Source organism: Pseudoalteromonas sp. CO109Y (assembly GCF_004208935.1).
GTDB lineage: Bacteria > Pseudomonadota > Gammaproteobacteria > Enterobacterales > Alteromonadaceae > Pseudoalteromonas > Pseudoalteromonas shioyasakiensis.
In genome coordinates this window covers 125,892-152,713 of the sequence record NZ_SGPD01000017.1, presented here as the reverse complement: position 1 = coordinate 152,713, position 26,822 = coordinate 125,892, and the positions used below count along the sequence as shown (strand labels likewise).

The 26,822-nt window shown below is 40.2% G+C and carries 25 protein-coding genes; 5 read left to right on the top strand and 20 right to left on the bottom strand.

Annotated elements, in window-relative coordinates; all coding sequences use genetic code 11:
- Positions 1-68: 68 nt before the first annotated feature.
- The 8 genes from fliJ to EXT43_RS06845 form a co-directional block, all read right to left on the bottom strand.
- Positions 69-524 (bottom strand): flagellar export protein FliJ, encoded by a 456-nt coding sequence (gene fliJ, locus EXT43_RS06880; protein WP_062566806.1) that lies wholly within the window; start codon positions 522-524, stop codon positions 69-71.
- Positions 524-1,858 (bottom strand): flagellar protein export ATPase FliI, encoded by a 1,335-nt coding sequence (gene fliI, locus EXT43_RS06875; protein WP_062566805.1) that lies wholly within the window; start codon positions 1,856-1,858, stop codon positions 524-526. The genes fliJ and fliI overlap by 1 nt, the downstream gene beginning before the upstream one ends.
- A gap of 17 nt (positions 1,859-1,875) precedes the next feature.
- Complete coding sequence (gene fliH, locus EXT43_RS06870; RefSeq protein ID WP_130166639.1) at positions 1,876-2,694, bottom strand: flagellar assembly protein FliH; 819 nt, start codon at positions 2,692-2,694, stop codon at positions 1,876-1,878.
- Positions 2,695-2,697: 3 nt separating this feature from the next.
- On the bottom strand, positions 2,698-3,738 hold the full coding sequence (fliG, locus tag EXT43_RS06865; RefSeq protein ID WP_054553274.1) for a flagellar motor switch protein FliG: 1,041 nt from the start codon (positions 3,736-3,738) through the stop codon (positions 2,698-2,700).
- On the bottom strand, positions 3,731-5,446 hold the full coding sequence (gene fliF / locus EXT43_RS06860; protein ID WP_054562182.1) for a flagellar basal-body MS-ring/collar protein FliF: 1,716 nt from the start codon (positions 5,444-5,446) through the stop codon (positions 3,731-3,733). The genes fliG and fliF overlap by 8 nt, the downstream gene beginning before the upstream one ends.
- A gap of 20 nt (positions 5,447-5,466) precedes the next feature.
- Positions 5,467-5,799, bottom strand: a complete 333-nt coding sequence (fliE, locus tag EXT43_RS06855; RefSeq protein ID WP_054562183.1) for a flagellar hook-basal body complex protein FliE — start codon at positions 5,797-5,799, stop codon at positions 5,467-5,469.
- A 170-nt stretch (positions 5,800-5,969) separates the two neighbouring features.
- Positions 5,970-7,373 carry a sigma-54 dependent transcriptional regulator gene (locus EXT43_RS06850; protein WP_130166638.1) on the bottom strand — a complete coding sequence of 468 codons (1,404 nt, stop codon included), beginning with the start codon at positions 7,371-7,373 and terminating at the stop codon, positions 5,970-5,972.
- Positions 7,370-8,482 (bottom strand): ATP-binding protein, encoded by a 1,113-nt coding sequence (locus EXT43_RS06845; protein ID WP_130166637.1) that lies wholly within the window; start codon positions 8,480-8,482, stop codon positions 7,370-7,372. Before EXT43_RS06845 ends, EXT43_RS06850 begins: the two co-directional genes overlap by 4 nt.
- 127 nt (positions 8,483-8,609) lie before the next feature.
- On the opposite strand from EXT43_RS06845, the gene EXT43_RS06840 reads away from it, so the two are divergent.
- Positions 8,610-9,197 carry a DNA-3-methyladenine glycosylase I gene (locus tag EXT43_RS06840; protein ID WP_130166636.1) on the top strand — a complete coding sequence of 196 codons (588 nt, stop codon included), beginning with the start codon at positions 8,610-8,612 and terminating at the stop codon, positions 9,195-9,197.
- Between the two features lie 33 nt (positions 9,198-9,230).
- On the opposite strand, the gene EXT43_RS06835 is transcribed toward EXT43_RS06840, so the two are convergent.
- Both EXT43_RS06835 and EXT43_RS06830 read right to left on the bottom strand, forming a co-directional pair.
- The gene (locus tag EXT43_RS06835; protein ID WP_063529301.1) at positions 9,231-10,670 is read right to left on the bottom strand and encodes a sigma-54 dependent transcriptional regulator; all 1,440 of its coding nucleotides are present in this window, start codon (positions 10,668-10,670) and stop codon (positions 9,231-9,233) included.
- A 142-nt stretch (positions 10,671-10,812) separates the two neighbouring features.
- Positions 10,813-11,598 carry a flagellin gene (locus EXT43_RS06830; protein ID WP_063529300.1) on the bottom strand — a complete coding sequence of 262 codons (786 nt, stop codon included), beginning with the start codon at positions 11,596-11,598 and terminating at the stop codon, positions 10,813-10,815.
- A gap of 193 nt (positions 11,599-11,791) precedes the next feature.
- Here EXT43_RS06830 and pseB point away from each other — a divergent pair, with 193 nt between their 5' ends.
- From pseB to EXT43_RS06810, 4 genes are all read left to right on the top strand, one after another.
- Positions 11,792-12,793: a UDP-N-acetylglucosamine 4,6-dehydratase (inverting) gene (gene pseB, locus EXT43_RS06825; RefSeq protein ID WP_063529299.1), complete on the top strand. Its 1,002-nt coding sequence runs from the start codon at positions 11,792-11,794 to the stop codon at positions 12,791-12,793.
- Positions 12,794-12,801: 8 nt separating this feature from the next.
- Positions 12,802-13,965, top strand: coding sequence for a UDP-4-amino-4,6-dideoxy-N-acetyl-beta-L-altrosamine transaminase (gene pseC, locus EXT43_RS06820; RefSeq protein ID WP_130166635.1), 1,164 nt, complete (start codon positions 12,802-12,804; stop codon positions 13,963-13,965).
- Positions 13,962-14,846, top strand: coding sequence for an aldo/keto reductase (locus tag EXT43_RS06815; RefSeq protein WP_130166634.1), 885 nt, complete (start codon positions 13,962-13,964; stop codon positions 14,844-14,846). The genes pseC and EXT43_RS06815 overlap by 4 nt, the downstream gene beginning before the upstream one ends.
- Before the next feature lie 62 nt (positions 14,847-14,908).
- Entirely contained in the window at positions 14,909-16,051 is a 1,143-nt protein-coding gene (locus EXT43_RS06810) for a Gfo/Idh/MocA family oxidoreductase (protein ID WP_130166633.1), read from the top strand.
- Positions 16,052-16,064: 13 nt separating this feature from the next.
- Here EXT43_RS06810 and EXT43_RS06805 read toward each other — a convergent pair whose 3' ends face one another.
- Genes EXT43_RS06805 through EXT43_RS06760 form a run of 10 tightly spaced genes read right to left on the bottom strand, consistent with a single transcriptional unit; the run spans position 16,065 to position 26,821 of the window.
- Positions 16,065-17,597 carry an AAC(3) family N-acetyltransferase gene (locus EXT43_RS06805; protein WP_063528992.1) on the bottom strand — a complete coding sequence of 511 codons (1,533 nt, stop codon included), beginning with the start codon at positions 17,595-17,597 and terminating at the stop codon, positions 16,065-16,067.
- Positions 17,587-17,847, bottom strand: coding sequence for an acyl carrier protein (locus EXT43_RS06800; protein ID WP_063528993.1), 261 nt, complete (start codon positions 17,845-17,847; stop codon positions 17,587-17,589). Before EXT43_RS06800 ends, EXT43_RS06805 begins: the two co-directional genes overlap by 11 nt.
- The gene (locus tag EXT43_RS06795; protein ID WP_063528994.1) at positions 17,847-18,929 is read right to left on the bottom strand and encodes an FkbM family methyltransferase; all 1,083 of its coding nucleotides are present in this window, start codon (positions 18,927-18,929) and stop codon (positions 17,847-17,849) included. The genes EXT43_RS06800 and EXT43_RS06795 overlap by 1 nt, the downstream gene beginning before the upstream one ends.
- Positions 18,930-18,936: 7 nt before the next feature.
- Positions 18,937-20,415, bottom strand: coding sequence for a class I adenylate-forming enzyme family protein (locus EXT43_RS06790; RefSeq protein WP_063528995.1), 1,479 nt, complete (start codon positions 20,413-20,415; stop codon positions 18,937-18,939).
- On the bottom strand, positions 20,408-21,916 hold the full coding sequence (locus EXT43_RS06785) for a class I adenylate-forming enzyme family protein (RefSeq protein WP_063528996.1): 1,509 nt from the start codon (positions 21,914-21,916) through the stop codon (positions 20,408-20,410). Before EXT43_RS06785 ends, EXT43_RS06790 begins: the two co-directional genes overlap by 8 nt.
- 4 nt (positions 21,917-21,920) lie before the next feature.
- Entirely contained in the window at positions 21,921-23,483 is a 1,563-nt protein-coding gene (gene pseG, locus EXT43_RS06780) for a UDP-2,4-diacetamido-2,4,6-trideoxy-beta-L-altropyranose hydrolase (protein ID WP_130166631.1), read from the bottom strand.
- Positions 23,470-23,721, bottom strand: coding sequence for a phosphopantetheine-binding protein (locus EXT43_RS06775; protein WP_229677543.1), 252 nt, complete (start codon positions 23,719-23,721; stop codon positions 23,470-23,472). Before EXT43_RS06775 ends, pseG begins: the two co-directional genes overlap by 14 nt.
- A gap of 5 nt (positions 23,722-23,726) precedes the next feature.
- Positions 23,727-24,764 (bottom strand): pseudaminic acid synthase, encoded by a 1,038-nt coding sequence (pseI, locus tag EXT43_RS06770; RefSeq protein ID WP_063528998.1) that lies wholly within the window; start codon positions 24,762-24,764, stop codon positions 23,727-23,729.
- 1 nt (position 24,765) lies between these two features.
- Positions 24,766-25,515 carry a glycosyltransferase family protein gene (locus EXT43_RS06765; protein ID WP_240701475.1) on the bottom strand — a complete coding sequence of 250 codons (750 nt, stop codon included), beginning with the start codon at positions 25,513-25,515 and terminating at the stop codon, positions 24,766-24,768.
- Position 25,516: 1 nt separating this feature from the next.
- A complete protein-coding gene (locus EXT43_RS06760) occupies positions 25,517-26,821 on the bottom strand; it encodes a DUF4910 domain-containing protein (RefSeq protein WP_205990954.1) in 1,305 nt (434 codons plus the stop codon).
- Between the last annotated feature and the right edge of the window lies 1 nt (position 26,822).

Here is a 26,822-nt window from a genome sequence, read left to right as displayed (position 1 = left end):
CCGCAAGTGCCAAAATTAATGCTACTGGTTAGGTAAATGCAATTAACATGCCTAAAAAAGATAGTATTTTAGAGAAGTGCGTTTTTAAGTTGACGTTGATAAAACTGATTTGAAGCGAACTCATCCAGCATTTTTTGCTCCGCTTTAGCTACTTGCATCGCTTGTTTTTCAGCTTGCTTTTCGATTAATTTCGCTACTGCTTTTGCTTTCACTTGCTGTTTTAACCACAATGCTTTGCGCTGCGTAACAACTTGTTTTGCAGTATTCACTGTGCTTGCTTGCTGGCGTATCGCTTCTTCAATTTTTGCGATAAAGGCATGATATTGACTAAACCCAGCACTAGACAAACCAGAGCGACCTTTCAAATGCAACTGCTGAGAATACTCCATGCGAAAGTTATTCAGCCCTTGCAGTTTTTGTTGATTACTTTGTAAGTGCTGCTGGGCTTTTAAATAATCCATGCGTAAAGATTCTTCTTTATCGCTCTCAAGCTTTAACAATAAATCAAGTTTACTTTGAGCCATTAACCTTGTCCTAATAACTGCGCAAGACCTTGTAGACCATCATCATAACTGATCACATCTTTCATGCCTTGCTGAAGGAATTGATTCACACGTGGCATCATATTAATTGCTTGGTCAAGCATAGGGTCGGTGCCTTTTTGGTACGCACCTAGTGTGATCATATCTTTGTTCTGTTGATACATTGAATACACTTGTTTTAGCACACGAGCTTGTTGCATATGTGCTTCAGATACAACCTGTGGCATAACACGAGAAATCGATTTTTCAATATCAATAGCCGGATAATGACCACTGTCAGCTAAATCTCGAGATAAAACAATGTGGCCATCTAATATAGCACGAGCAGAGTCAGCAATTGGATCTTGCATATCATCCCCTTCACTAAGCACAGTGAAAAACGCGGTGATTGAACCTTGCCCTTCACCACCATTACCGGCACGTTCCACCAGCGCAGGCAGTTTAGCAAATACTGAAGGCGGATACCCCTTAGTCGCAGGAGGCTCGCCAACTGCTAAGGCAATTTCACGTTGCGCCATGGCATAACGGGTAACGGAGTCAAGTAATAACAATACGTTAAGACCTTGATCGCGAAAGTATTCCGCAATGGTCACTGCACTTTCACAGCCTTTTAAACGCATTAATGGTGAAGCATCCGCAGGAGCTGCGACCACCACTGAGCGCTTACGCCCTTCAACACCTAAAATTTCTTCAATGAACTCTTTTACCTCACGACCACGTTCACCCACAAGACCTACCACAATTACATCTGCTTCAGAGCCGCGAGTCATCATACCCAGTAATACTGATTTACCGACACCAGAGCCTGCAAACAGACCCATACGCTGGCCTTGACCTACGGTAATAACGGAGTTGATGGCTCGTACACCTACATCCATAGGCTGACTAATTGGTCGTCTTGCAAGAGGGTTAATTGAGTTTTGCGCAAACTTTAAGTGATGCTCAGCATTAATGGCACCTAAGCCATCAAGTGGCCGACCAAGGCCATCCACTACACGGCCAAGTAAACTCATGCCGACAGGCAACCCAGTTTCATTTAGCTTTGGGATAACTCGGGCACCAGGCAGTACGCCAGAGATGTGATCATTTGGCATCAAGTAAAGTGTTTGGTCATTAAAACCAACGACTTCAGCATCAACAAAGCCGTTAATGGTTTCAATTTTACATTGACTGCCAACAGGTGCTCTAAGCCCTTTTGCTTCTAGCGTTAAACCAACGACACGCGTCAGAATACCGGCAACAGCTGGTTTTGGGGCCTTGATATTTTTTTCATAGCGCTGTAAGCGTTCGCTTAGAGTCATTGATTGAACACTCATAATGAGCCTAAAAAGTATTAGATACCACTGCTATGCAAAAAGTTTTCCAACGTTTCTTTGACGCGGGTTTTTATTGTCATGTCGAGGGATGATTGCGGGGTTTTAATTTCGCAGCCACCACGTTCTAAAGTCGGTTCTGCAACTAACTGCCAATGGTTATCTGCGATAGCTTGTTCGCCATAACTTTCGGTAATTAAAGTAATATCATCAGGATGTAAGTGAATACGTACTTTAGCTTGCTCTTCACCTAACGCATCAATAGCTTGCTTCAAAGCATGTAAAATGACTTCAGGTGAGGTTTTAATTTCTTGGTAAACTAAAACTTCAGTTAACATCACAGCTAACTGCACTAACTGCTTTTCGGCACTTTCATCGACTTTAGATAATGGTTGAGAAAGGCTATCAAGTAAGCTTCTTAAGTTGGTCAGCTGCTCTTCTAAAATTGGCTTTATTTCTTCTTGGCCTTGCTCCTTACCAAGCTCAACACCTTCTTTAAAGCCAGCTTCTTTTCCCTCATGTGCGCCTTTTTCAAAACCATCTATATAGCCTTGCTCATGGCCTTGCTTTAGTCCTTCTTCGTAGGCATCTTGACGGATCTTTTCAAGCTCAGCCATTGTTAGCGACGGAATTTCAGGCTCTTCTGGCTGCTCTTCGGCCTGCTGCTTTTGCTGCTCTTTGCGATATAAGTCAGCTAAAGGCGTGCCATACGCCGTTGAGCGTCCAGCGAGTTTTGTTGTATCTTGCGTCACTTCAGGAATTGGCCAGTTTTCCAATAATTCATCAGCAGCTTCACTGGCATGTACTGGGCGTCCTGTATGAAATGAAGACTTACTCATGGCTTACAGGAACTCCTCACCACCACCGCCACCAAGCATAATTTCACCTGAGTCAGCTAAACGACGTGCCGTAGAAAGAATTTCTTTCTGTGCCGCTTCTACTTCACTAATACGAACAGGGCCCATTGCCTCAAGATCATCAGCGAGTAATTCAGCAGCACGTTTTGACATATTGCCCAAAATCTTCTCTTTTAATGCTTCGTCAGTACCTTTAATAGCTTTCATTAATACATCTTGCTGTACTTCACGTAGGATCGCTTGAATACCACGGTCTTCAACATCCATTAAGTTCTCAAAGACAAACATAAGGTCTTGGATTTGCTGTGACATCTCTTCATCGTGTTCACGGATTGAATCCATTAACTGACCTTCAACATTGGTATCTAGGTAGTTCATGATATCAGCAGCCGCTTTCAAGCCACCCATTTTCGCAGCTTGCGCACCAGCTTGACCTGCGAACTGTTTCTCCATAATTTCATTCAACTCTTGCAATGCTGCTGGTTGAACTTCTTCAAGGTTAGCAATACGCATGGTTAAATCTAAGCGCACTTTTTCTGGGAATTGCGACAAGATTTCCGCTGATTGCTCTGGCTCTAAATACGATAAAACAATGGTTTGAATTTGCGGATGCTCGTTGCGAATAATATTCGCCACTTGCTTTGAGTCCATCCACTTCAATGAATCAAGACCTTTCGCCCCTGAGCCCATAACAATTTGGTCAATAAGGCTGGCTGCCTTGTCTTCACCAAGCGCTGCTGTAAGGGCTTTTTTGATAAAGTCTTCAGACTGGAAGCCAATGGTACTGAAGCTTTGAATTTGCTCAATAAACAAATTATGGACTGCGCTAATTTTCGCTTGCGATAAATCATCTAGCGCAGCCATTGCCATACCCACTTTTTGCACTTGCTTTGGCTCTAAGTGCTTAAGGATTTGCGCAGCATCTTCTTCTGATAAGCTCAGCAATAAGATTGCCGCCTTATCCACACCGTCTAATTTATCAACATCAAACGCCGGTGGTAGTTGTTTTTGTTCTTGATCAGTCATCTTCTGTTAACCACGCTTTCACTACTTGAGAAGACAGTTCTGGTTCATTTGCAACCAATGCACGAACTGCTTTGAGTAAATCTTCATCGCCATGTAAGTCTGGCAGCTGTAGTGTACCATCACTTGAGAATCCTACAGCAGCAGAGTCAAAGTCTTTATTTAGCATATCTAGCGTGCTATCACCAATATCTACACCTGCACTTAATGCGTCTTCATCGTATTCTTCTAGTGTATCGTCTGGGTAAATTAGACGTTTCAGCATAGGTCTTACTACAAAGACAATCAGTACGATAATAACCAGTGCACCTAATGCTAAGCGTAGCATCTTCATGAACCAATCTTGCTCCCAAAGTGGAACTTCAATCGCTTCACCAGCATCTTCACGAACAAATGGCACTGTAACAACCTCAAGCGCATCACCACGCTGCATATCAAAACCAACACCGCCTTGTAATAAACGACGAATATTTGACAATGCTTCTACAGAGCGAGGAACCATGGTTGTTTCACCATTTTCACCCACCTGCGGTACATAATCAACGGCAACTGAAACACTGATACGACGAATAACACCGGTTTGCTGACGCTTATGCGAAATTGTTGTATCAAGCTCGTAGTTACGTGTTGCTTCTTTATGCGAGCGACTTGGGTTCGTTGCTGAGCCTGCTCCACCTTGGCCTGCAATTTCTGGAATATTAGAGTTAACTGGCGGCTGATTCGTTAGCGCACCTGGAATGCCCACTGCAAGACCACCGATGTTGTTTTCTTCGAACGTGGTTTCACTGCGCACTGCTGGTAAGTCTGGGTTATAACGTTTTTGTGTTTCTTCGACTGCACTAAAGTCCATGTTTAAATCGACTTGCGCGGTATAGTTACCTAATCCTACAACTGGAATAAGGATGCTATCGATTTTATTTAAGTACTCTTCTTCACGCTTACGTTCAATCTCATACTCTTTACGAGAGCGAGCAGCAAGTGAGTTTTGTGAACCTGAATTAAGTAAGCGACCATTTTGATCGGTAACAGTAACACGCTCTGGCGATAAACCTTGTACTGCTGAGGCAACAATATCAACTACTGAGTCAACTTCTTCACCGTCAAGTGTACGACCGCGTTTTAAGGTGAGCACTACCGTCGCTGAAGGTTGTTTTTCACGACGAGCAAATACGTTTTCTTTTGGAATAGCTAAAAGTACTTTGGCGCGAGTAACATTTTTTAGCTCTTCGATGGTACGTGCAAGCTGTTGCTCACGACCATGTTTTAAACGTTCACGTTCAAGGCGTTGGCTAACACCAAACCCCATGTCTTGCATGATGATGTCAGTACCTGAGCTTGGCGCTTGCTCTAGGCCTTCACGAGCCATCAATAATTTAATGTTTTGGTATTCACCTTCTTCAACAGAGATGACGTTACCATCAAGTTCGTAATCAATCTTTTGAGCGTCTAAAAAGTCCAGCGTTTGAATAAGCTCTTCCGTTGGCATTTTGCCAAGCGGACGCATATCTGGTTGACGAGCCCAAATAATAATAAAAATTGCGATAGCCAAACAGATTGCCAAAGCGATCACTAAAGTAACCTGGCGTAAAACATCTACACCGTTTAAGGCACTTAGGTAGCCTGACTTTTGCTCTTGTTGATCATCAGTATCGGTTGAGTCGATACCGCCGCCTGCTAAGGCTAGATCAGTTGATTGATTAGATTGCGCCACAATAATTCTCCACTACCTAGTTACACAGGCATGTTCATGATTTCTTTATAAGCTTCAACAAGTTTATTTCGAACTTGCACCGTAGCTTCAAAAGCGACTGATGATTTTTGCGAAGCAATCATTACGTCTGCTAAAGAAACACTGCGGTCGCCCATTTCCATTGCTGTTACTTTTTGCTTAGCGTCTTGTTGTAAGCCATTCACTGTATCAAGTGCATTGGTAAGTAAATCACCAAACTGTGCCGACGATGTTGGCTGAGTTTGAGTTGGTAAATTATTAATTGAGTTACTACGGCCTACTTCTGAAGCCATAGCTTGCATTTCTTGAAATAATGCGCTGTTTTGAACTTTCATAATACTCTCTGACAATGCAGTTTACTTATGCACTGATAAAGCACAAACCGTGCCACAAAATAAAACCAACAAATTCAATAGCTTGAATCATTAATTTTGCATGTCAGAGTTTTGACAGCAAACAAGCTCACAAAAATGTGAGCTTGTTTGAGTAACTTTTTGGAAGGAGTTTATGCAGGTAAGGCTATACCCAAGTCTCGCATTTGCGCCAGTTTATAACGTAACGTGCGCGGACTAATACCTAAGGTTTCTGCAACCTCTTTGCGCTTACCATTACAGCGCGCTAAGGTTTCTAAAATAATACGATGCTCTTTGTCTTTCAGCTCGTCTTTGTAATTACCTTGCTCACTCACTTGTGGCACGGTATCTAAATTAACTTCAACAGGTTGTTCTTGATATACCGGTGCGTTGTGTGGTGGCGTAGCGACTGGCTTGATATCCACCGTAAGCAACTCCTCAATAAAGACATCATCTTGATGAATACTATTACCATCGCATAATATCAACGCCCGTTGAATAACGTTATCAAGCTCTCGTACGTTACCTGGCCAAGCATGCGATAGCAGCTTTTGTTTCGCCCCCTCACTTAGTTGAGCAATAGGCTCTTTACTGTTCAGGCAATGACGCTCTATTAAATGCTCAGCCAATACAATAATGTCGCCAGGACGCTCTGCTAATGGTTTCCACATTAGCGGGAATACATTTAAGCGATAATATAAATCTTCTCTAAATAGGTTTTCGCTCACCGCTTCTTTCAAATCTCGGTTACTTGTAGCAAGTACGCGAACATCAAGCTCTATGGTTTTACGACCGCCTAAGCGCTCTACTTCGCGCTCTTGAAGTACACGCAGTAATTTAGCTTGCAAGCCTAAATCCATCTCAGTAATTTCATCAAGTAAGATGGTACCACCTTGAGCTTGCTCAAATTTACCCGGACAGGCTTGAATCGCGCCGGTAAACGCCCCTTTTTCGTAACCGAATAAGGTTGCTTCAAGCATGTTTTCAGGAATAGCAGCGCAGTTAATAGCCACAAAGGGGGCATCGCTACGATTTGATTTATCATGGATAAAACGAGCCAACACTTCTTTACCCGAGCCACTTGGGCCGAGTACCATGACACTGGCATCTGAACGGGCAACTTTGCTCGCGAGCTCTAATAGCTTAATACTTGATGGATCGGCAACGATTGGGCCATCGGTTTCTTTTTCCTTTTCAGGCAAATAACGACTCACCATGTTAAGAAGAACTTCTGGAGCAAACGGCTTTGCCATGTAATCAATCGCGCCTAAACGCATTGCTTCTACAGCATCATCAATAGTGGCATAGGCCGTCATCATTAATACCGGCAGCTCAGGATAATTAAGTTTAATGCTACGTAGTAGGTCAAGGCCGCTCATAGCGCCCATTTGCACATCACTAACAACCAATGAATAGCTATTTTGCTTAAGCAAGATCATCGCTTGTTCGGCGCTATCTGCAGCAACGCAATCAATACCCGACATTTCAAGGGTATCAATCAGTGCTTCTCGTAAGCCTGCGTCGTCTTCAACGACTAAAATAGAGTTAGTATTCATTTTGCCTCCGCTGACATTGGTTCTGCACTAATTGGCAAGATCAAACTAAAACATGCTCCCCCATGAGCATTATTAGTCACTTCAACCCGTCCTTGGTGCGCATTGGCGACTGAACTTACAACAGCAAGTCCAAGCCCCGTGCCTTGGCTTTTGGTAGTGTAAAAAGGTTCGAATAATTTGTTGGCATGACGTAAATCAACACCTGGGCCATTATCACTGACACTGATGCGAACACAGTTTTCGCTCGTTTCGTCACGTTCGGCACTCAGGGTTACCACAGCCTCAGAGCCAATAATTTGAATACTATTGTGGATCAGGTTTTGAATAGCACTCGCCAGAGCAGTTTTATTACCCATAATTTCAATATCAGGCTCTGGCAAGTTCACGCTAAGTTCACTGTTATTCTGTGCAACCATAGCATCAGCACCGGCTTTTACTTCATTAAGTAACTGTTGCATTGAAACGCTTTCGACCACTTGTTGCTCACCACTTTTGGCAAATAACAGCATATCGTTCACTTGGGTTTCTAAATCTTTTAAACGCGACATTAATTTTGTATGAAAGTTACCACGCGAGCTTTCTGGCAAACGCTTTGAGCCTAAATTTGCGGCATAAAGCATGGCAGCTGATAACGGAGTTCTGACCTGATGAGCAAGCGAAGCAACCATTTTGCCAAGCGCACTTAAGCGCTGCATATGTGCAACTCGCTTTTGTAAGCGTCTGGTTTCAGTTAAATCTGTCATTAGAATTAACTGCCCTGGCTCTGGAGCAAGCGCAGTAATATCAAGCTTAATTAAACGGCCATCTTTAAGTGATACTTCATGTCCATCGTCTTGCTTTGGTCGAAATGAGCGTTGAATAACGCTAAACCACTTTTCACCTTCAAGGGGTTCACCTAGCATATCAATGGCAATTTGATTGGCTTTTGCGATCATGCCTCGGCCATCTAAAACCACCACACCCGCAGGCATGGTATCAACCAAGTGGCCTAACCAACTGGCTTGTTGGCGCAGCTCACTCAACTCACCCACATACTCTTCTTGTTGTAAGCATGGGTTATATTGTTTGGCTGTGATAAATTGTGGTTTTAGGACATTTGCTAAGGCCATAATCGATACTCAAAAAATCGTGTCTACCTAGCTAAATGCACAATCCGTACCAAATTTATTTTTGTTTTATTTCAATAAATTAAAGACAAAACAACACTGACAAAAAAATGACAATCGCGAGGGAATAATGCAAAAAGAACACCATTGTCGTTGCCCATGGCTCGATACCAGCAAAGAAGATTATGTGGCCTATCATGACCAAGAATGGGGGGTGCCATTATATGATGATCACCGCTTATTTGAATTTATAACCTTAGAGTCAGCACAAGCGGGACTGAGTTGGTATACCATACTTAAAAAGCGTGATGGCTATCGCAGTGCCTTCAAAAACTTTGTTGTCGAAGAGGTTGCCAAAATGACCGAAGACGACATCGAACGATTAATGCAGTTTGAAGGTATTATTCGTAATCGCGCTAAAATCGCCGCCACTATCAATAACGCGCAACGGTTTATTGAGATTCAAAAAGAGTTTGGCAGTTTCTCAAATTACCAATGGCAGTTTGTTGGTGGCAAACCATTGGTAAACGATCTTGATAAATTAGAGGATTACCCGGCTATTACTGAAGCCTCAACAGCATTCGCCAAAGATTTAAAAAAGCGCGGTTTTAAGTTTTTAGGCCCTACGACGGTGTATGCCCACATGCAGGCCTGTGGCATGGTAAATGACCATAGCAATGATTGCTTTAGAAAAGCTGAGATAATTAGTGAATATTAAAGAGATAAAACCGAGGAAGAAACCTAACGCGGCTTAGTCGCGCGTTAGGTTGTATTTCTTCATTTTTTCGACCAGTGTGGTGCGGCGAACACCTAAAATTTCGGCAGCACGTGCAACAACATAATCGTAGCGCTCTAATGCTTGGCTGATTAAGCTGATTTCTAGCTCAGCAAGATACTCTTTGAGCTCAATCCCTTCATCAGGGAGTAAACCTGAGTCAACCGTTGTTGCTGGTACATCAGGTTCTTCATCATCATAATCACTAAAGCCTGTACTGAAAATATCGTTGAAAGCATCTCGCTCCATCAGCTCTTCTGGATATTCAGGCTCATAAGCCTCAACTTCAATATAACGATATTTAGCTGGAAGGTCTGGCACATCAACTACTTTATCAGGGAACATGATCACCATGCGTTCAACTAAGTTAGCAAGCTCACGAATATTCCCCGGCCACGCATGCTCTTTTAAGCTTTGAATCGCACGCTCAGTAAATTTGGCCGTTGTGCCACTTTGCTCGTTCACACGACGCATTAGCTCTTTTAAAAGTAGAGGGATGTCGTCGGCACGCTCACTAAGCGAAGGATTTTCAATTGGAAACACGTTTAAACGATAAAAAAGGTCTTCACGGAAGTCGCCTTTTTCAATCATTTCTTCAAGGTTGCGGTGAGTTGCAGCAATAATGCGTACATCAGCTTGAATAGGCTTAGTACCCCCTACTCGCTCATAGCTACGCTCTTGCAACACACGTAGTAGTTTAACCTGCATTTGCAAAGGCATATCACCTATTTCATCTAGAAACAGCGTGCCGCCTTGCGCTAATTCAAAGCGCCCTTTGCGTGCAGAAATAGCGCCCGTAAAGGCCCCCTTTTCATGGCCGAACAGCTCACTTTCAAGTAGTTCACCAGGAATAGCACCACAGTTTACCGGCACAAATGGCCCGGTATTGCGTTTAGAGAGTAAATGAACGTTACGTGCAACAACTTCTTTACCTGTGCCTGACTCACCTAAGATCAGCACATTGGCATCGGTTTTTGCTACTTGCTCAATTAAAAAGCGCACATCTTTTACAGCTTCTGTTTCACCGACTAAACCATCAAATGATTTGTTAGATTTAGCTTGTTTATGGTCACCCGGTAGCATGCGTTGATATTGCTGACAATCATGCAATAGCTGAGTAGTTACGTCATGGTTAAATGGCTCACAAATTAAACCAACTACATTAGCAATGCTTAGTAACGGTTTGAGTGTTTCACCAATTAATAAAAACGGAATGGCAGGAAACTGTTTGATCACAGCCTCGTGATTTAGCTGCTGTAAAGCACCAAGAATGACCATACATTCTTGCTGTTGATGTTTTTCACAAAAAGACTGTAATGTAGTCTCATCAACTAATTGTGCAGATTCACCAATGAAGGTAAGCGCTGCATGTAAACCTATCGCACGATTATTATTATTGTCTAAAATTAAGATCATTATTGGCGAACCACAGTTACCACGAGGTTAGTTAATTTCTAAATTGTAAGCGAGTTTAGGAGGGATGCAAGCGCTAAGCGGCAATTTATTGACATCAACGCCAAAAAATAGTCACTTAGCACTAAAATTTAATACTAAAGAATTAAAGTAAACCTAATATAGATTCGGCTGAACGATTTGCCTGACCACGTAAGGCAATCGATGCTTGCGATAAAATATCATTAGCTACTTGATCAGACACAGCTTTTGCATAGTCAGTATCTTCTATTCGGCTTTGGCTCGCAGCAATGTTCTCTCGCTGGTTGCCTAAACCTTTTATCGTACTCGCCAAGGTGTTTTGAAAGGCGCCTAGCTCAGCTCTTTGGGTGTTAATTTCCTCAGCAGCTTGGTCGCTAATATCAATCGCAGCTTGAGCTCCTGCTTGGGTTGAAATATCGATTCCTGCAATAACTGAAGCAATACTGCCATCAGATGGCGTCACTGATTGTGTGGTGTTGGCATCAGGACCAACTTGAAACGACACTTGCTCACCATCAAATAAAGGTTTACCACCGAATGTCGCATTTTCAAACGTTTCTGATATTTGCGTTTGTAATTGCGACACTTCTTCTTGAAGTGCAGCCCTATCACTGTCTGTGAGCGCACCATTACCCGCTTGAATAGACAGCTCTCGAATGCGAGAAACGGCATCATTTACACCAGATAGATTTGACTCTGTTACCTGCGAGTAAGAAATGCCATCGTACGCATTATTAATTGCTTGACTGTAGCCATCTTGCTGCGATGTTAATCTATCAATAATTTGCAGTGCAGCGGCATCATCTGCCGCTGAATTTACTTTTTTACCTGATGCTAGTTGCTCAGCAAGCTTGTTACCCGTTTGCTGAGTTTGGTTTAAAAACCCGGTATTGGGTGATTGAATTTTCATGGCGGCCTCCGACAAACCGATTGTTTAAATTATAGCTTAATTTGCCAAAATTTGCACTTTGTACCATGGTTTAGATAAATTAACTTGGCATCTGACTTGCTAGTGTATTAGTTAATAGTTAAATTACTGAGAATTGTGTCAAAATTCTCACTTTGCGTATCAAACGCCAATGAAAAATAACTCGGGTAACACTATGTTCGACAATAAAACAATTTTAATTACCGGTGGTACCGGTTCATTCGGTAAAAAATACGTCAAAACACTTCTAGAACGCTATAAGCCCAAAAAGATCATTATCTTTTCGCGGGACGAGCTCAAACAGTTTGAAATGCAGCAAGAGTTTGACCAACCGTGTATGCGTTATTTTATTGGTGATGTACGCGATAAAGAAAGGCTTCGTCGTGCTATGCGTGGTGTGAACTATGTGATTCACGCAGCAGCATTAAAACAAGTACCCGCCGCTGAATACAACCCAATGGAATGTATCAAAACCAATATTAATGGTGCTGAAAATGTCATTGATGCGGCTCTTGATAATAACGTAGAAAAAGTCATTGCACTGTCGACTGATAAAGCCGCGAACCCAATCAACTTATATGGTGCGACTAAACTTGCATCAGATAAATTATTTGTGGCTGCTAACAATATTGCTGGCGGTCACAAAACGACTTTTTCTGTTGTTAGGTATGGTAATGTAGTGTGTTCGCGAGGCTCTGTTGTACCTATTTTCCAAAAATTTATCGACCAAGGCCGTGACCATATACCAATTACTCATGAAGAGATGACTCGCTTTTGGATTAGCCTGCAACAAGGTGTTGATTTTGTTCTAACTAACTTTGAACGCATGTTAGGTGGCGAAATTTTTGTTCCAAAAATCCCTTCAATTCGTATTACTGATCTTGCCAAAGCAATGGCTCCTGATTTACCAGTTAAAATTATCGGCATTCGTCCTGGTGAAAAGTTACATGAAGTTATGTGTCCTGCCGATTTATGTTTTGAAACTTACGAATATAACGACCACTTTGTCATCGCCCCGGGTATAACATTTAGTAGTCGTAGTAATGATTTTACGGTGAACGCACTTGGTGAAAAAGGTGAGCAAGTTGCCCAAGGCTTCGAGTATAACTCTTTAGATAACCCAGATTATATGAGCATTGAACAGATTAAAAACTTCAATGTCCAAGCGTTACTGTAATACCTATTATGACAAATAAGGTAATTCCTTACGGTAGACAAAGTATTTCTCAAGATGACATCAACGCTGTAATTGATGTATTGAAGTCTGACTGGTTAACGCAAGGACCTGCTGTTCCGGCATTTGAAAGTGCCATTGCAGAATATTGTGGTGCTCACTATGCCTGTGCCACTAACAGTGCAACTTCAGCGTTACATATTGCTTGCCTTGCTTTAGGCGTAGGTAAAGGTGACATTGTATGGACGTCGCCAATCTCCTTTGTCGCATCGAGTAACTGCGCCCTGTATTGTGGCGCAGACATCGATTTTGTTGATATAGACCTTGAAACAGGCAATATGTCTATTGCAGCGCTTCAAGAAAAACTAACGTTAGCCAAACAAAGCCAGCAACTTCCTAAAGTCGTGATCCCTGTTCATTTAGCTGGTCAGTCATGCGATATGGCAGCAATCAATGCACTTGCCAAAGAGTATGGTTTTAAGGTTATTGAAGATGCCTCGCATGCTATTGGCGCGAAGTATAAAGATAAGCCTGTTGGCAGCTGTGTTTATTCAGATATTACTGTGTTTAGCTTTCATCCAGTCAAGATAATTACATCTGCTGAAGGGGGCATGGCGGTTACCAACTGCGCTGAGCTCAACAAAAAAATGAGCCGCTTGCGAAGCCATGGTATTACTAATATTCCTGAAGAAATGACCGAGTTAAGTCACGGCCCCTGGTATTATCAACAGTTAGAGCTTGGTTTTAATTATAGAATGACTGATATGCAAGCCGCTTTAGGACTAAGTCAGTTAAAGCAGCTAGACAACTTTGTATCAGTGCGAAACGACATTGCAACAACATATAACCATGCATTTGCAAACTCAACGGTAGCTCATTTAACACAATCGAATGAGTGTTACTCTAGCTACCATTTATATATTGTTCGTTTAATACAGTGTGATGTAGAAAAACACAAGTCAGTCATTACAGGCATGCGCGAGCGAGGAATTATTGCTCACTTGCATTATATACCGATCCATTTACAGCCTTATTATCAAGCTTTAGGCTTTTCGGACGGTGATTTTCCAAATGCAGAAAGCTACTACAAACAGGCTGTTACTATTCCTCTGCACCCAACCATGGCAGCAGATGAGCAGCAATTCGTTATCAATACATTGATTGGTTTAGTATGAAGCTTGCTCTAGGTACAGTGCAATTTGGCTTGAATTACGGTGTCAGTAATAAGCTTGGTCAACCAAGCATTGCCAAGGCTCATGCCATTTTAGATATTGCAAAAGACGCCGGCATTACAACAATAGATACCGCTCTTGGTTACGGCGAGAGCCACCAAGTGTTGGCATCCTATCCTTCGATTAATGACAGCTTTAACATAGTTACTAAGTTACCTCCTCTACAAAAAGAGCAATTTTCTAATAAGGATGTAGATAATTACATTGCATTAATTGAGCAGTGTTTTTCAGATTTTAAAACTCAAAAACTAAACGCAATCCTATTTCACCAAGCAAGCGACATTGAGAAACAAGGTGTAGCGCCCGTTTTAGCATATTTAAAACAACGACAATTTGAAAATCAATTAGCGAGTAAAGGGGTTTCTTTGTATTCAGGTGCAGAGGTGGATAGCTTTACACAGTTGAGTGAAATTAACCTTGTGCAAATACCTTATAATGCATTTGATACCTACTTTAAAGACACTGGCGCTCTTTCATTACTAAGTAAAAACAACACTCAAGTGCACGCTAGATCTTGTTTTTTACAAGGCTTGTTATTAATGCCCATCAATGAGTTAGCTAGTTACTTTAAACCTTGGAAGCAAGATTTAGAATCATTTCATCAGTTAGCGCAGCATCTTGGTGTATCGGCACTAACACTCAGCCTTGCATATGCTTTAAAAGAAGATGAAATAGCTAAAGTTGTTGTTGGTGTGAACTCAGAGTCTGAGTTAGAGCAAATTTTAGAGGCCTATCAAAGCAGCATCAAAATATCTCACGACGTGCTTAAAGAAATGACTGTTTATGACCCAAGACTCACCAATCCAGCAAATTGGCAACTATAAAAAGTTTAGAAAAATGATTAATTGCCGATAAATGGCTATGATCAAAAAAGGCAGATACATATATGAATGACAACAAAAAACAATTAAAACTTGCCTTTATAGGCGGTGGCAATAACTCAGCTGTAGGCTATGTTCACTTCGCCGCAAGTCAACTCGATAACAAGTTTGCAGTTGTTGCAGGCGCTTTTTCAAGAAACCCCGATGAAAATAGTGCAACAGCACAGAGGTGGGGAATTTCAGAGAAGCATTTGTACAACAATTGGCAAGAGCTTGTCGAGCAAGAGAAAAACCATGTTGATGCATTTGTTATACTGACACCAACGCCTCACCATATTGAAGTAATAACCAAACTTCTGAAAGCGAATATACCTATTATTTGCGAAAAAGCCCTTGTTACTGGCCCTGCTGAAGTCGCTGAAATTGAAGCCTGCTACGATAAAAACAAACACTTTCTAGCCGTTACATACAACTACAGTGGCTATGCGATGGTCAGAGAGTTAAAACACCTAGTAAAGCAAGGTGTGCTTGGCACTATTCAAAAAATTCACCTTGAAATGCCACAAGAGGGATTCAGAAGGCCGCCAGATATTGCAGGGAAACCATCGATGCCACAGGCATGGCGTTTAAAAGATTTTGAAGTGCCAACCATTTGTTTGGATTTAGGGGTGCATTTACACCACTTATCAACATACTTACTTGAAATGGAGCCAACGGAAACAATCGCACAGTTTACTAACCATTCTCAATACCCTAATTTAATTGATGATGTAAATATGTTGCTGAACTACCCAAATAACATAAAGGGTAGTATGTGGATGTCAAAAACGGCGATTGGCCACCGCAATGGGCTTCAAATTAGAATATATGGCGACAAAGGGAGCGCTCGTTGGTTCCAGCTAAACCCTGACGAATTAGAATTAAACTACAATGACGGCCGCAGAGAAATCTTAGATAGAGCTGGGCAATGTGAGTACGCTAATCAATTTAGATATAACCGAATGAAACCTGGGCACCCTACAGGATTCGTTGAAGCCTTTTCAAATCTTTATAGCGACATTCATATGGAATTATCATTATTTAAAGCTGGAGAAAGGAAAAATAAAGACTATGTATTTGGGTTAGAACAAGCAAGCCATGGGCTTAACTTGTTCTTAGCTGCAAAACTCTCTGTTGAATCTGGGTCTTGGGAAAAGATCGAAGTATAGTTTCTTTAAATTTTTAAATTAATACTTTTTTAAAATTATAGTTTTGTTTAATAAGACTATCTTTTGTAGCTGGGTTATACCCACACATATCCCAGCTATACCATTCAGAGTCTTTTGACGAACAAAGCAAATTGATTTCTTGATTTAACTCTAGCTCTTGCCGATGTTCGGCAATCCAAGCCACCATTGCGGTCTCATGGCTTACAACTAAGGTACAAAAAGGGGAGGCTTTTAATTCTTTTAGCTTAAAATCATACAACTCTCTACTCTGATGAAAATCAGATGCATTAATTACATTTACACACTTAAAAGAACCTCTTTTGAAAGCAATCTTTGCATGTGAAAAGTAAGTCCCACAATTTATCTTAACACTATACATTTCATCGTCTTGAATGAGTCTTTGCTCAATTACCAACCCCCAATCACGTTCTATATATCTAGGAAACTTGCTGTTAATATTGATATGTTTTTTTAGATTAAAGCCAGTGATCTTGCCTTCGAAGCTTTGACTATAAGGAAGAATTGAATTTGTATCGATTGGCAAATTATGACCAAGAGAATCAGTTATTGAAGCACTGGAGCAATACCAAGCTTCAGGAATAATGTGATCTAATGCATTAAATCCAGTGTTGAATACAAGCAACTCAAAACCAAATTTATCTGAAATCGATGTGACTAATTCATTTATAAAATACGTTATTGCTCCAGATTTGGCAAAATCATTATGGGGGATATTACAACGTTTAAGCTCTAACAATTTAACATCACAATCTTCCCCTTCAGCCAAGGCCCATTTATTTTCCTGAAGCTTTTTCAGCACAAAAATAAAATAATCATCATAACTAGCTTTATATAATCTCCCCCTACCCAGTGTAGTGTAACTCCAAATCCCAACACTCTCGGCCTCTAAACCAACTGAGTGTGCATTTGCGGTTGCTTCAGCACTAAGAAGTGGAACAGAATAAAGCCATTGTTTTATTTTTTTTGAGCCTGAGTAAAGCCCAGAAAAAAGTTTGTCATACCTAAATGGTACATTAGCCAAATAATCGGCATAGTGAATAAAAGCAGTCCAGTTTGGCCCTAGACCTAAATTCAAACAAATAACATTATTTCCTAACAATCTTTCAAAAAGACAGTCGTGGCCATAAGACGTAGGGGTTAAGTTTTCTATTAATGCCGAAGCAGGCCCTTTAATTGCAACAGACATAAAGGGATCACAACTTCTTACTACTCCGTCTTGCTGTCGAAAAAACTCAGGGAAAGGGCCTATTTCAGCTCCTGTTTTTTCCTCATCATACACTGCTGGTGCAGTTACGGTGTGTTTACCAAACGTATATGAATATGTTGGAACAATAATACTACCACTTGCCCCTACACACTCGCATAGGCTTAAATAAAAAGCCTCATTAATATCATCCAAGTTCTTTGCAGTTTTTAAAAAACCAAACATTCCGAGTGACGTCGTTACAAATACAGTATCGCCTTTTTTGATGCCGCAATTTTGAAGACTTTCAAGTATGTCTTTTTTTGTATAGCTATTCTTCATCTTGTTGTTTTTTGCTATCAATAATTAATGCTAAACCACCTAATGTTCGGAACTCCTCTGACTGAGTGTCATCAGGAGTTAGCTCAATATCAAACTCTTCTTCAATTTCCATAATAAATTGCATCAGATTGAAAGAATCGATAATACCTGCGTCCAAAAAACGAAAAGTATGATATTCAGACTGTTTTGAGTCAGGTAGTTCTGCTCTTTCAAGCAATAAATCAACTAATACTGTTAAAGTGTTTTTCATTATTTTGGCACCGCATAAAAAATAGTTTCAAGTCCCCAATGCCCTTCTTGGCGTAAATAAAAGTCATAAGAATTAGGAGCTATTTCGTTTATAAATAAAGGAATACGCCAAACATCTTCAGGAGTATGATAGACAGATAATGATAAGGTCGGTAATTTATTCTTAATAAAGTCGGCCATTTCTACTAAAGCTGCATAATCAGCACCTTCGATATCCATCTTAATAATATTAAAATCTTCCTCATGAAGTAACTTAGCAAGGTCTAACTTAGGTACTGTTATATCTCCTGCTAGAGCTGTGCCCTTGCTTATTACTTCTACACAAGTTGCTGATCTATTACCACGGAGAACTAAATCAAATTCATCAGGCAAACCTACGGCCCCTTGGTAAACCTCCACACCTGTATGAGGTAGGTTTATACCTCTATTATTAAGATCTGATATATTCTTAGGGCTCACTTCAATAGCTAGGTATTTATAAATTTTTTCTGGCCATCTTTTTGAGTATTCATACAATGTATCCCCATCAAATGCACCAATATCAAGTATTTTTAACTTTGGGTAAGAGTAGAGCTTGTTAATATCAGATGGGAAGTACATTTCGTAAGCTTCAGGTTCTGGGTAATAACTTCTACATGGTTTTTTTCTAAAATTAATTATTTGGGATAGCGTTTTCTTTGAAATATCATCAGATAGTAAACTTTCCAGTTGTGAAACTTTACTATCATCAACCTGTTTAGTTCTAGGCTCTTGCATCCACAAAAAACCACATTCAGTCAGTTCCATAAGGGCTTGGGGAAATAAATCAAAAACATCATTCGTATCCACCGCCTCAACAAACCCCCTGCGCTTCAGAGAGCCTTTTATATCACCGTACCCTAAAATGCTAATTAAAATAGGCAGTTCATAATCCAAATCATTGGAATCTAAACTTTTAATAGGTATACCCATATAAGAGTTTAATTCAGGGGCTGCATCAATAATAGCTTTTGGAGACACGCCTGTTGATAAAAAATAACGACTTAAGGCCTGACCAAAACGACCCGCACCATAAAGATAAAATGACCCATTCTGTATATTCATTTAAAACCTAGAGTTTAATAGATTTAGCTTTCTCAGCAAATTTCGAGCCAAATATACTTTGACACTGATTTCTCTGTATTTTACCCAAAGCTGTTTTAGGAAGTTCTTCGACTTGAACAAAGAATACCGGCACTTGATGTGCAGCTAAGTGATTCGAACACCACTTTCTCATTTCTTTAATCGCCACCTTAGTTTTAGCAACAAAGGCTACTGCTGTAATCTCACCAAAATGTGAAGACGGTATAGGAAATGCTGCTGACTCTACAACATCATTAAAAGTACCTACAACGGACTCTATATCCTCAGGATAAATATTGATCCCACCTGAAATAATGATGTCTTTTTTTCTTCCCTTAAAATATAAATAGCCATCATCATCCATATAACCTAAATCACCAGTATAGAAAAAACCATCTTTTATAGCTTCATTTGTTAACTCTGGCTTTTCAAAATACCCCAAAAATGAAGTGGACGACTTTACTGTGATCTCTCCGACTTCATTCTTTTTAACCGGATTAGACTCATCATCACGAATAATAACATCAGCTTGTGGGACTACTTTCCCCACACTTGCAACTTTATGCATTTCATTACTAGCATCAAAATCCGTAACAGTCCCAACCTCAGAAGCCCCATAACACTCATGAATAGGACAAGACAACAACTTAATTAATTTACCCTTAATATCTTCTTCTATTGATGCTGAACTAGAGACAATCCTTTTTAAAGAATTAAGTTGCAGTTTTTCCTTTTCAAGTAATGAGAGTACATTGACTAATTGCGAAGAGACTGCAATTGTAAAAGTTACGTTGTGAAGTTTAATCTCATTTATCCAAGCCTTAGGGCTAAACTGCTTTAATAATAAGCATGTTCCACCTAAAAGTAATGGTAGCAAGGTTAATCGCTGAGCAAGAGAGTGATATTGAGGAGTACCACATAAGATAATATCTTGGCTGTCTAAGCCATATATCTCTTTCGCTCCAAATGCCCTATCTATTTTAGTTTGCTGTGAAAAGCATATTGGTTTTGGCTCACCCGTTGAGCCTGAAGTCATTGTGAGTATATATAAATCATCTGCTGAGTTAGTCGCTAGATAATCTCTCAATGGTGTATCCTGTAAGCATCTTAAATCTATTTGTTTTATTGGTTGAGATAAAACTAAATCCTTTTCGTGAATAACAAACTCAGCTTTAGTCACAATAGCTGCTTTTGATATTTGAGTCTGTTTATATTCGGGGTTTAATGGAATGAGTACTGCTCCGATATCAGCTATAGCTAACATAAGAGCTGTCATTTCAACACTATTTGATAGTAAGGTAATAACTTTACTCTGTTTTTTAACACCTAAATAACTTAACTTTTTTGCAAAATCATCTACAAGCTCTAAAAGTTGCTCGTAAGTATAAGCCGATTGTTCATAAATCAGCGCTACCTTATCTGGCTCGGCAACTTTACGTATGCGTGATAGCAAACTTAGATTATCCACCAAAAGACTCCTTCACTAACTGTCTTAAGACTTTACCTAAACTACTTTTTGCCAAGGATTCAACTCTTTCTATAACTCTAGGCTGTTGATAATCGGTTAATTGCTGTAAACACAGTTTCTTTAATTCTGTTTCATTTACTGACGCCGAAAGCGTCGTATAAACGACTTTTATTACCTCACCAAACTGAGGGTCTGGAATTGAAAAAGCCACGCAATCTTCGATGTCTGGATGCATTTTTATAATGGCTTCGATATCTTGAGGGTATACATTGATCCCCCCACTTGAGATCAACTCTTTTTTACGGCCGACATAATATAAATAGCCTTGCTCATCGAGGTAACCTAAATCTCCGGTTTTGAAAAAATCACCAAGATAATAAGCTTCTCGCGTTTTTTCCGGTAATTTATGATACCCACTAAACCCGGTTGTTGTTTTACAACAAATTTCTCCAACTTCAGTTGCAGCTAATTCTTGGCCATGCTCATCGGTAATTTTCACAGTCACAAATGGTAAAGCATTGCCTACACTGCCGCTCAATTCAGGGTGTTCTGATACCGCGAAATCAGTCACAACACCAACCTCTGAAGCTCCGTAACACTCGTGTAAACGGCAACTAAGCAAAGAAAGTAAGCTTTGTTTACTCTCTTTATCTAATACCGCCGAAGAGGATACTAGGCAGCGTAAAGAGCTCAAGTCATGCCCTTCAACACCGTTTTGAATTAAGCTTACTAATTGAGATGAAACGGCAAATAGAAAACTCACTTGGTGCAGTTCAATTGCTTGTAGCCATAGCTTCAAATTAAACTTTGGTAATACAACCGTTGTTGCACCAAGCATCAACGGCATGAGCACACCACGCTGAGCTAGCGAGTGGTACATAGGAGTCGCTACGAGAATAACGTCATCGGACGTTAATCCGTAGTAGTTTATGGTCGCATCAAATGCTCTATTTACTTTACATGCTTGGCTCAACACTATTGGCTTAGGTTGACCAGTAGAACCAGAAGTCATGGTTAAGATGTAAGGTGCTTGCGTATCAATTGTATCAGTAAAAAAGCATTCTGCTTCAGCTTGTTGAACACAAAGCCAATTTGTTTCATTAGCAACACTTTGGCCTAATGTTATTAAATTTTCAGCTTCAATAAGATTATCTGCAAGAAGTGATTTGCTAATGGTCGGCCAAGCAATCACCTTAGCAACAGGGGTTTTCTTAAGAGCAACCGTCAGAGCAAGCCCTTTTAAGCTAACAGGTAACGGCACAGCGGCTAAACCTAATTTAGCGATTGCCAGCAGCGAAACAATAAATTCAATACCGTTAGGTGCAAATATTGCGACACGTTGGCCTTGCGTAACACCTTGTTTTAAAAAATGGCTAGTAAGCTTAATAACTTGCTGATTTAATTCATCATACGTTACGCTTTGCTGTTGGAATACAACAGCTACCTTAGTGGGAGTGTTAGCGACATTCGTAGCAAATAACTCATAAATACCTTTATCCACCTACTCACCCTTTTCCTACAAAATTAAAATCATCAATCGAAGCATTTGGAAATAAATGTTGGGTCACTGCCATTTTTTTCGCATCCCCTGCAATAGATTTAAATCCTGCCCGCTGATTAAGCAAATTTACAAACTTATTTTCTTTATTAATAACGGCTACCCACATTGCATCTGGGTATGTTTGCTCAGACTCTTTTAGTTGCCAATCTAATACTAGTTGAGCATGGGCAAAATTAACATCGTCACTTGCAGCAAACCAACCACCAATTAAATAATTTTGCTGCTCTATTTCATACAATTGATGCCAAACGTAAAGTAACGGCTTACCTTTAACTTCCATAACATAAGAGTCGCGACGATTAGCAAACCACCAGCAATAATGATCAAGTTGATCGATATCTTTTGTGATCGTCATTCGCCAAGCATTGTTCGGTAAGTTTCTCGCTGCCAAATAGCGGTTTATGTCCTGATCAACCACTCGCCTTAACGTGATTGTGTCGGTTAAATGCTGGTGCTGGCTTTCAATTAAGTTGCTATTGGCTTGAGTAATCTGGCTAGAAGCTAGCTTTGAAGTAATTAACTTGGCAACACGACTTGCACCTTCGCCATCAATATTTACAGCAACATTTTCACGCATTAGGTGGATGCGCTCTATATTTTGTAGCATTGCTAAAATGAGCTTTAAAACCTTTTCTGGCGGATAGTCTATTAAGTTTGCGATATGGAAATAATGCCCCAGATCATCTAATGCAGTTTGTTGATTTTCTTGGTTCTTTGCGATTGAGAACGTTAACGCAGGGGTTTTAGTCGCAGCCAACTCATACAAGGACGTGCCTAAAGCGCCAACAAACAAGGTGCAGCTTTTATAGTAGTTTGCTAAACAACTAGGTGCTTCAATTAAATTTAATTGCGAGTAACCTAAAGCTAACTCATGTAGCTGAGTAACAGATGTAGCATTAGGGCCTATAATTAGATTAACTTTATACTCTGGCGCTGTTTCAAGAATTAATCGTATGATTTCAGTAAGCTCTTTCCAATCGCCACCACCGCCAAGAGAAAACATAAGCTCTTTATTTGAGCGCTCTGTTTGCACGCAGTTTCGATAAGCCCTAGACAACATCGAAAAATCAGGACCAAGTAAAAAGTGTTGTGATTCAAGTGCTGTACTTTGATAACGAGACGAAGTCTTTTCAGCATTCCATTTACTATCGATAACCAACTCTGCTAAATGGTCTCTTTCAAGATCATCGACCGCAATAATCGATGGCACATATTTAGCCATCTCTGATTCCCATTCAATATCAAAACGATAGCTATCAACAAGTAATTTATCAATGATGAGTTGTTGCTCGTTGAAAAGCTGAACACAGTTAGCAGCATCTTCTATCTGTGTTTTTGCATAGGGCAATAAATGTATATTTCTGAGTTCTTTAGTTAAATGATCCGACAATTGTGTATCGACTAATAAAACAACCTCTTCATCTAAACATTGCAACTCTAACGCGAGCCATTTGCAACGCATAAAGTGGCCCAAGCCACATAATGTATCGACTCTAATTGCTATCATTTAACTTCACTAACGCAGTCGCTAAATTTCCTACTTTTGCGTTTTCACTGTCGACCATTAACTCTGGAGGAACAGCAATACCATATTCGGTTTCTAAGCTCATTATAAGGCTCAGTATTTCAAATGAGTCTAACGCCCCTGCAGCTACAAAGTCATATTCAGCAATGTCAGCATCTTCAACAAATACGCCGCGTTCTAATAAAAATTGCTGAACCGAATGGATTAAGTCTTGTTTCATATCGCTCACTTTAGATCACTCCAAGACAATTGAGTGCCACAACGCAATTCTTTATTAACTGTTCGTCCAATAAGGTTTGGAAGCTCTTTTGGCATAATTTCGCCGCCCCCAGGACGCATTTGTCTTAAATGCTCAGAGCTCAGCTGCTCTCCAGCTTTAATATCTTTGATAATGTAAACACAGCGACGTGCTTTTGAAGCAACGGATGGATAATCAACTTTGCCCAGTGCTTTTTCAATTTGTCTCACACCATGAACAAGGGCCTGAAGCTCCGATGGCGTCATTGAAAAAAAGCTATCTGCAGTATTGTCTGTTTTGTCTAATACAAAGTGCTTTTCTATCATACATGCGCCGACGGCAACTGAAGCCAGTGGCACATCATTTCCCAGTGTATGATCAGATAAACCCACCGGACATTCAAAAGCCTGTTGCATATGAGGGATAGTTCGCAAATTAATAGTTTCTGCAGGAGCGGGATAAGTGCTTGTACACTTCATCAATGCAAGTTCAGTAACACCAGCATCTTCAGCGACTTTTACCGCCTCAGCAATTTCAACTAATGTCGCACCACCTGTAGACATAATAACGGGTTTACCAGTAGCGGCTACATCACGAATTAATTGGTGGTCAATTAATTCCGGTGAAGCAATTTTATAGGCTGGAGCATCGAATTGTGCTAATAAATCTACTGCCGATTTATCAAATGGTGATGAAAAACAAGTAAGTCCAAGTTTTGCTGATAGTTCAAACAGTTCCGCATGAAAATCCCAAGGCATATAGGCTGTCTTGTATAAATCATGTAAGTACTGACCTTGCCATGGACCCGTCGCTTCAAAGTGCGGAAGTTTACAATCCATGGTTAAAGTATCTGCGGTATAAGTTTGTAGCTTAATCGCATCAGCACCGGCTTCATGAGCGGCATGAACTAACTCTTTAGCTTTATTTAAACATTGACCATGGTTAGCTGACATTTCAGCGATGATATAACAAGGGTGATCGTGCCCTACCCATGTATCAGCTATTTTAAATTCTTTCTTAAACATTTTACCCAACTTGAACTTGTTCTACGTGCTCATTGATCTTAAGTATATCAGGATGAGAGCTTAGCATTTGTTTTAATTCATCAAATGTGAAATCAGTGCGGTAATCGAATAAGCTATATATGGCTTTAATTAACTCATAATCAGCGGGCTCATCTAAAGTTAAACGCCAATGACTGAAATCATCGACGTTCTTATAGTCAGCCACTTTCATATTTCTGCAGATATATTGCGTCATATGTTCTTTTTCAAAATCTTCTGTTGCACATTCAAAGGCTGATTTAAGCGCCTCAAAAGTAAACACTTCTGTATCAAAGCCATTAGGGAAACCACAGTGAGGGCCAGCCGAAATATAATCATACTCACTGCGCACACTATAGAAGTGGTCTATAACACGTGCGGTTTCAGTTAAATCAATGAGAGGACAATCACTGGTACAACGAACAATCACAGTATCTGAGTTTGCATTTACAGACTGTGCAGCTAGGTAATAGCGACTTAATACATTGTTAGTGTCACCTTCAACGTATTTCACACCCAGTCGTTCACACAACTCAGTGATCGGTCGTTGAGTGCCATCATCTGTTGTCGCGATAATGATCTTCTCTTTAAAAGGAGCTAATCTTTCAAGCATCACTTCTAATACTGGCTTTGTTCCAAGAGGTAGCATTACCTTTTGAGGTAAACGAGATGACGTCATTCTAGCTTGAATTACAATATAAAAATCGTTGTTTAATAAGGAATTGATATTCACATTACCCCTCGCCTTCAACTACTTCCAATAAACCATGCTTTTTAAGAGTATTAACGATTCCCTGCAAATCAAAAGGCGATTCATTTATTGTATTAGCTAACGTTATTAAATCTACTTTACCGTCGGCATAACTCAATACATTAGTCATTTTCATAACATAAGAGTAATCTTGCTGCATATCACTCACGTCAGGATATAGGCCTCGCTTTCCGAGTTGAGGCTCACCTAAAACAGTAGTTCTCAAATATTCATTGTTTTCAAGTAACCAAATAGCACCAAATAATGCATTAGCTCCGCCAGTCAAGCCTTTAGGGGTTACTAAATTTAAATCATCCAAAGAGGTATGGTATTCGGGATATTCCCCATATTTCGTCCTCATAATTGAACAAACAGGTAAGTCAACGCCTGGGGCACAATATTGCCTCTCGTCGCTACCTCTTTGTAAGTAACTGTATGAGAGATAGTCTCTAGAAAAATACTCTAGGGAGCATTTGGCGACTTTATCAGCTAATGTATTGCCATCTCTAGATGCTAAATATGAATAAGCTCTTTCATCCCCAATACAGCTAACAACAAAACCCGCAATTACATTCTTTTTTAAATGAGATAAGTTTTCAGCTAAATAGCTTATTGCACCTATAGTTTCAGGAACAAAAATAATCCTATATGTATACTTTCTACTTTTTAACGTTAGCAGTCTTTTAATTATCCCCATAGTCACCACGGGACCTGATAATTCATTATTTGCCATCGATGGGTGACATATATAGGTCGATAAAAAAACTTCTTGCTTTGTTTCCCCAGGCAGAATTAGTTCAGCATAATTCATTTCACCGTCAAAAAGTTCAGAGTCTATAACCACTTCATATTTACCAGGTTCTAACTGCTTTCTCTCTTCAGATGTTAAACAAAAGCCCCAGTTTTCTCTGTAGTAAGATGTGACATAGGGGATTGCTGTTGGTAAATCAGGAATATCATATAAATGCCTTTGCAGCTCATCTAAGTCTATCTGCTTTTTCTGAGGTGTCGAATATCCCATCACGTGGAGATTGTTGGCCTTAAAATCACATATTTTCTTTCTACTGGGGGTTAAAATATAGGCATCACGAATACGCCACTCTTTTGGTATACTCCAGTCTAAGACCTGAGTACCCGAAGGGATCCCTTTGATGTTCAGCTCTGGAAACAGATGCTTAATATAATTGAGAGTCTCTCGTACACCGTCCCCGGTTAAACTTCTATTGATAGGAAATAGTTCTTGGGCCCAACGATGCATCTCTTTGCCATCATCAAGATGAAAAAACATA

Bases quoted from the DNA above. Each gene is read 5' to 3' on its own strand.
- EXT43_RS06835 (WP_063529301.1), bottom strand. From the start codon at position 10,670: ATGATCTTAATTTTAGACAATAATAATAATCGTGCGATAGGTTTACAT.
- EXT43_RS06850 (WP_130166638.1), bottom strand. From the start codon at position 7,373: ATGAATACTAACTCTATTTTAGTCGTTGAAGACGACGCAGGCTTACGA.
- EXT43_RS06760 (WP_205990954.1), bottom strand. From the start codon at position 26,821: ATGTTTTTTCATCTTGATGATGGCAAAGAGATGCATCGTTGGGCCCAA.
- fliE (WP_054562183.1), bottom strand. From the start codon at position 5,799: ATGAAAGTTCAAAACAGCGCATTATTTCAAGAAATGCAAGCTATGGCT.
- EXT43_RS06805 (WP_063528992.1), bottom strand. From the start codon at position 17,597: ATGAAGAATAGCTATACAAAAAAAGACATACTTGAAAGTCTTCAAAAT.
- pseG (WP_130166631.1), bottom strand. From the start codon at position 23,483: ATGATAGCAATTAGAGTCGATACATTATGTGGCTTGGGCCACTTTATG.
- pseB (WP_063529299.1), top strand. From the start codon at position 11,792: ATGTTCGACAATAAAACAATTTTAATTACCGGTGGTACCGGTTCATTC.
- fliG (WP_054553274.1), bottom strand. From the start codon at position 3,738: ATGACTGATCAAGAACAAAAACAACTACCACCGGCGTTTGATGTTGAT.
- pseI (WP_063528998.1), bottom strand. From the start codon at position 24,764: ATGTTTAAGAAAGAATTTAAAATAGCTGATACATGGGTAGGGCACGAT.
- EXT43_RS06845 (WP_130166637.1), bottom strand. From the start codon at position 8,482: ATGGCCTTAGCAAATGTCCTAAAACCACAATTTATCACAGCCAAACAA.
- pseC (WP_130166635.1), top strand. From the start codon at position 12,802: ATGACAAATAAGGTAATTCCTTACGGTAGACAAAGTATTTCTCAAGAT.
- EXT43_RS06810 (WP_130166633.1), top strand. From the start codon at position 14,909: ATGAATGACAACAAAAAACAATTAAAACTTGCCTTTATAGGCGGTGGC.
- EXT43_RS06775 (WP_229677543.1), bottom strand. From the start codon at position 23,721: ATGAAACAAGACTTAATCCATTCGGTTCAGCAATTTTTATTAGAACGC.
- EXT43_RS06815 (WP_130166634.1), top strand. From the start codon at position 13,962: ATGAAGCTTGCTCTAGGTACAGTGCAATTTGGCTTGAATTACGGTGTC.
- EXT43_RS06795 (WP_063528994.1), bottom strand. From the start codon at position 18,929: ATGAATATACAGAATGGGTCATTTTATCTTTATGGTGCGGGTCGTTTT.
- fliI (WP_062566805.1), bottom strand. From the start codon at position 1,858: ATGAGTGTTCAATCAATGACTCTAAGCGAACGCTTACAGCGCTATGAA.
- EXT43_RS06840 (WP_130166636.1), top strand. From the start codon at position 8,610: ATGCAAAAAGAACACCATTGTCGTTGCCCATGGCTCGATACCAGCAAA.
- fliJ (WP_062566806.1), bottom strand. From the start codon at position 524: ATGGCTCAAAGTAAACTTGATTTATTGTTAAAGCTTGAGAGCGATAAA.
- EXT43_RS06830 (WP_063529300.1), bottom strand. From the start codon at position 11,598: ATGAAAATTCAATCACCCAATACCGGGTTTTTAAACCAAACTCAGCAA.
- fliH (WP_130166639.1), bottom strand. From the start codon at position 2,694: ATGAGTAAGTCTTCATTTCATACAGGACGCCCAGTACATGCCAGTGAA.
- EXT43_RS06800 (WP_063528993.1), bottom strand. From the start codon at position 17,847: ATGAAAAACACTTTAACAGTATTAGTTGATTTATTGCTTGAAAGAGCA.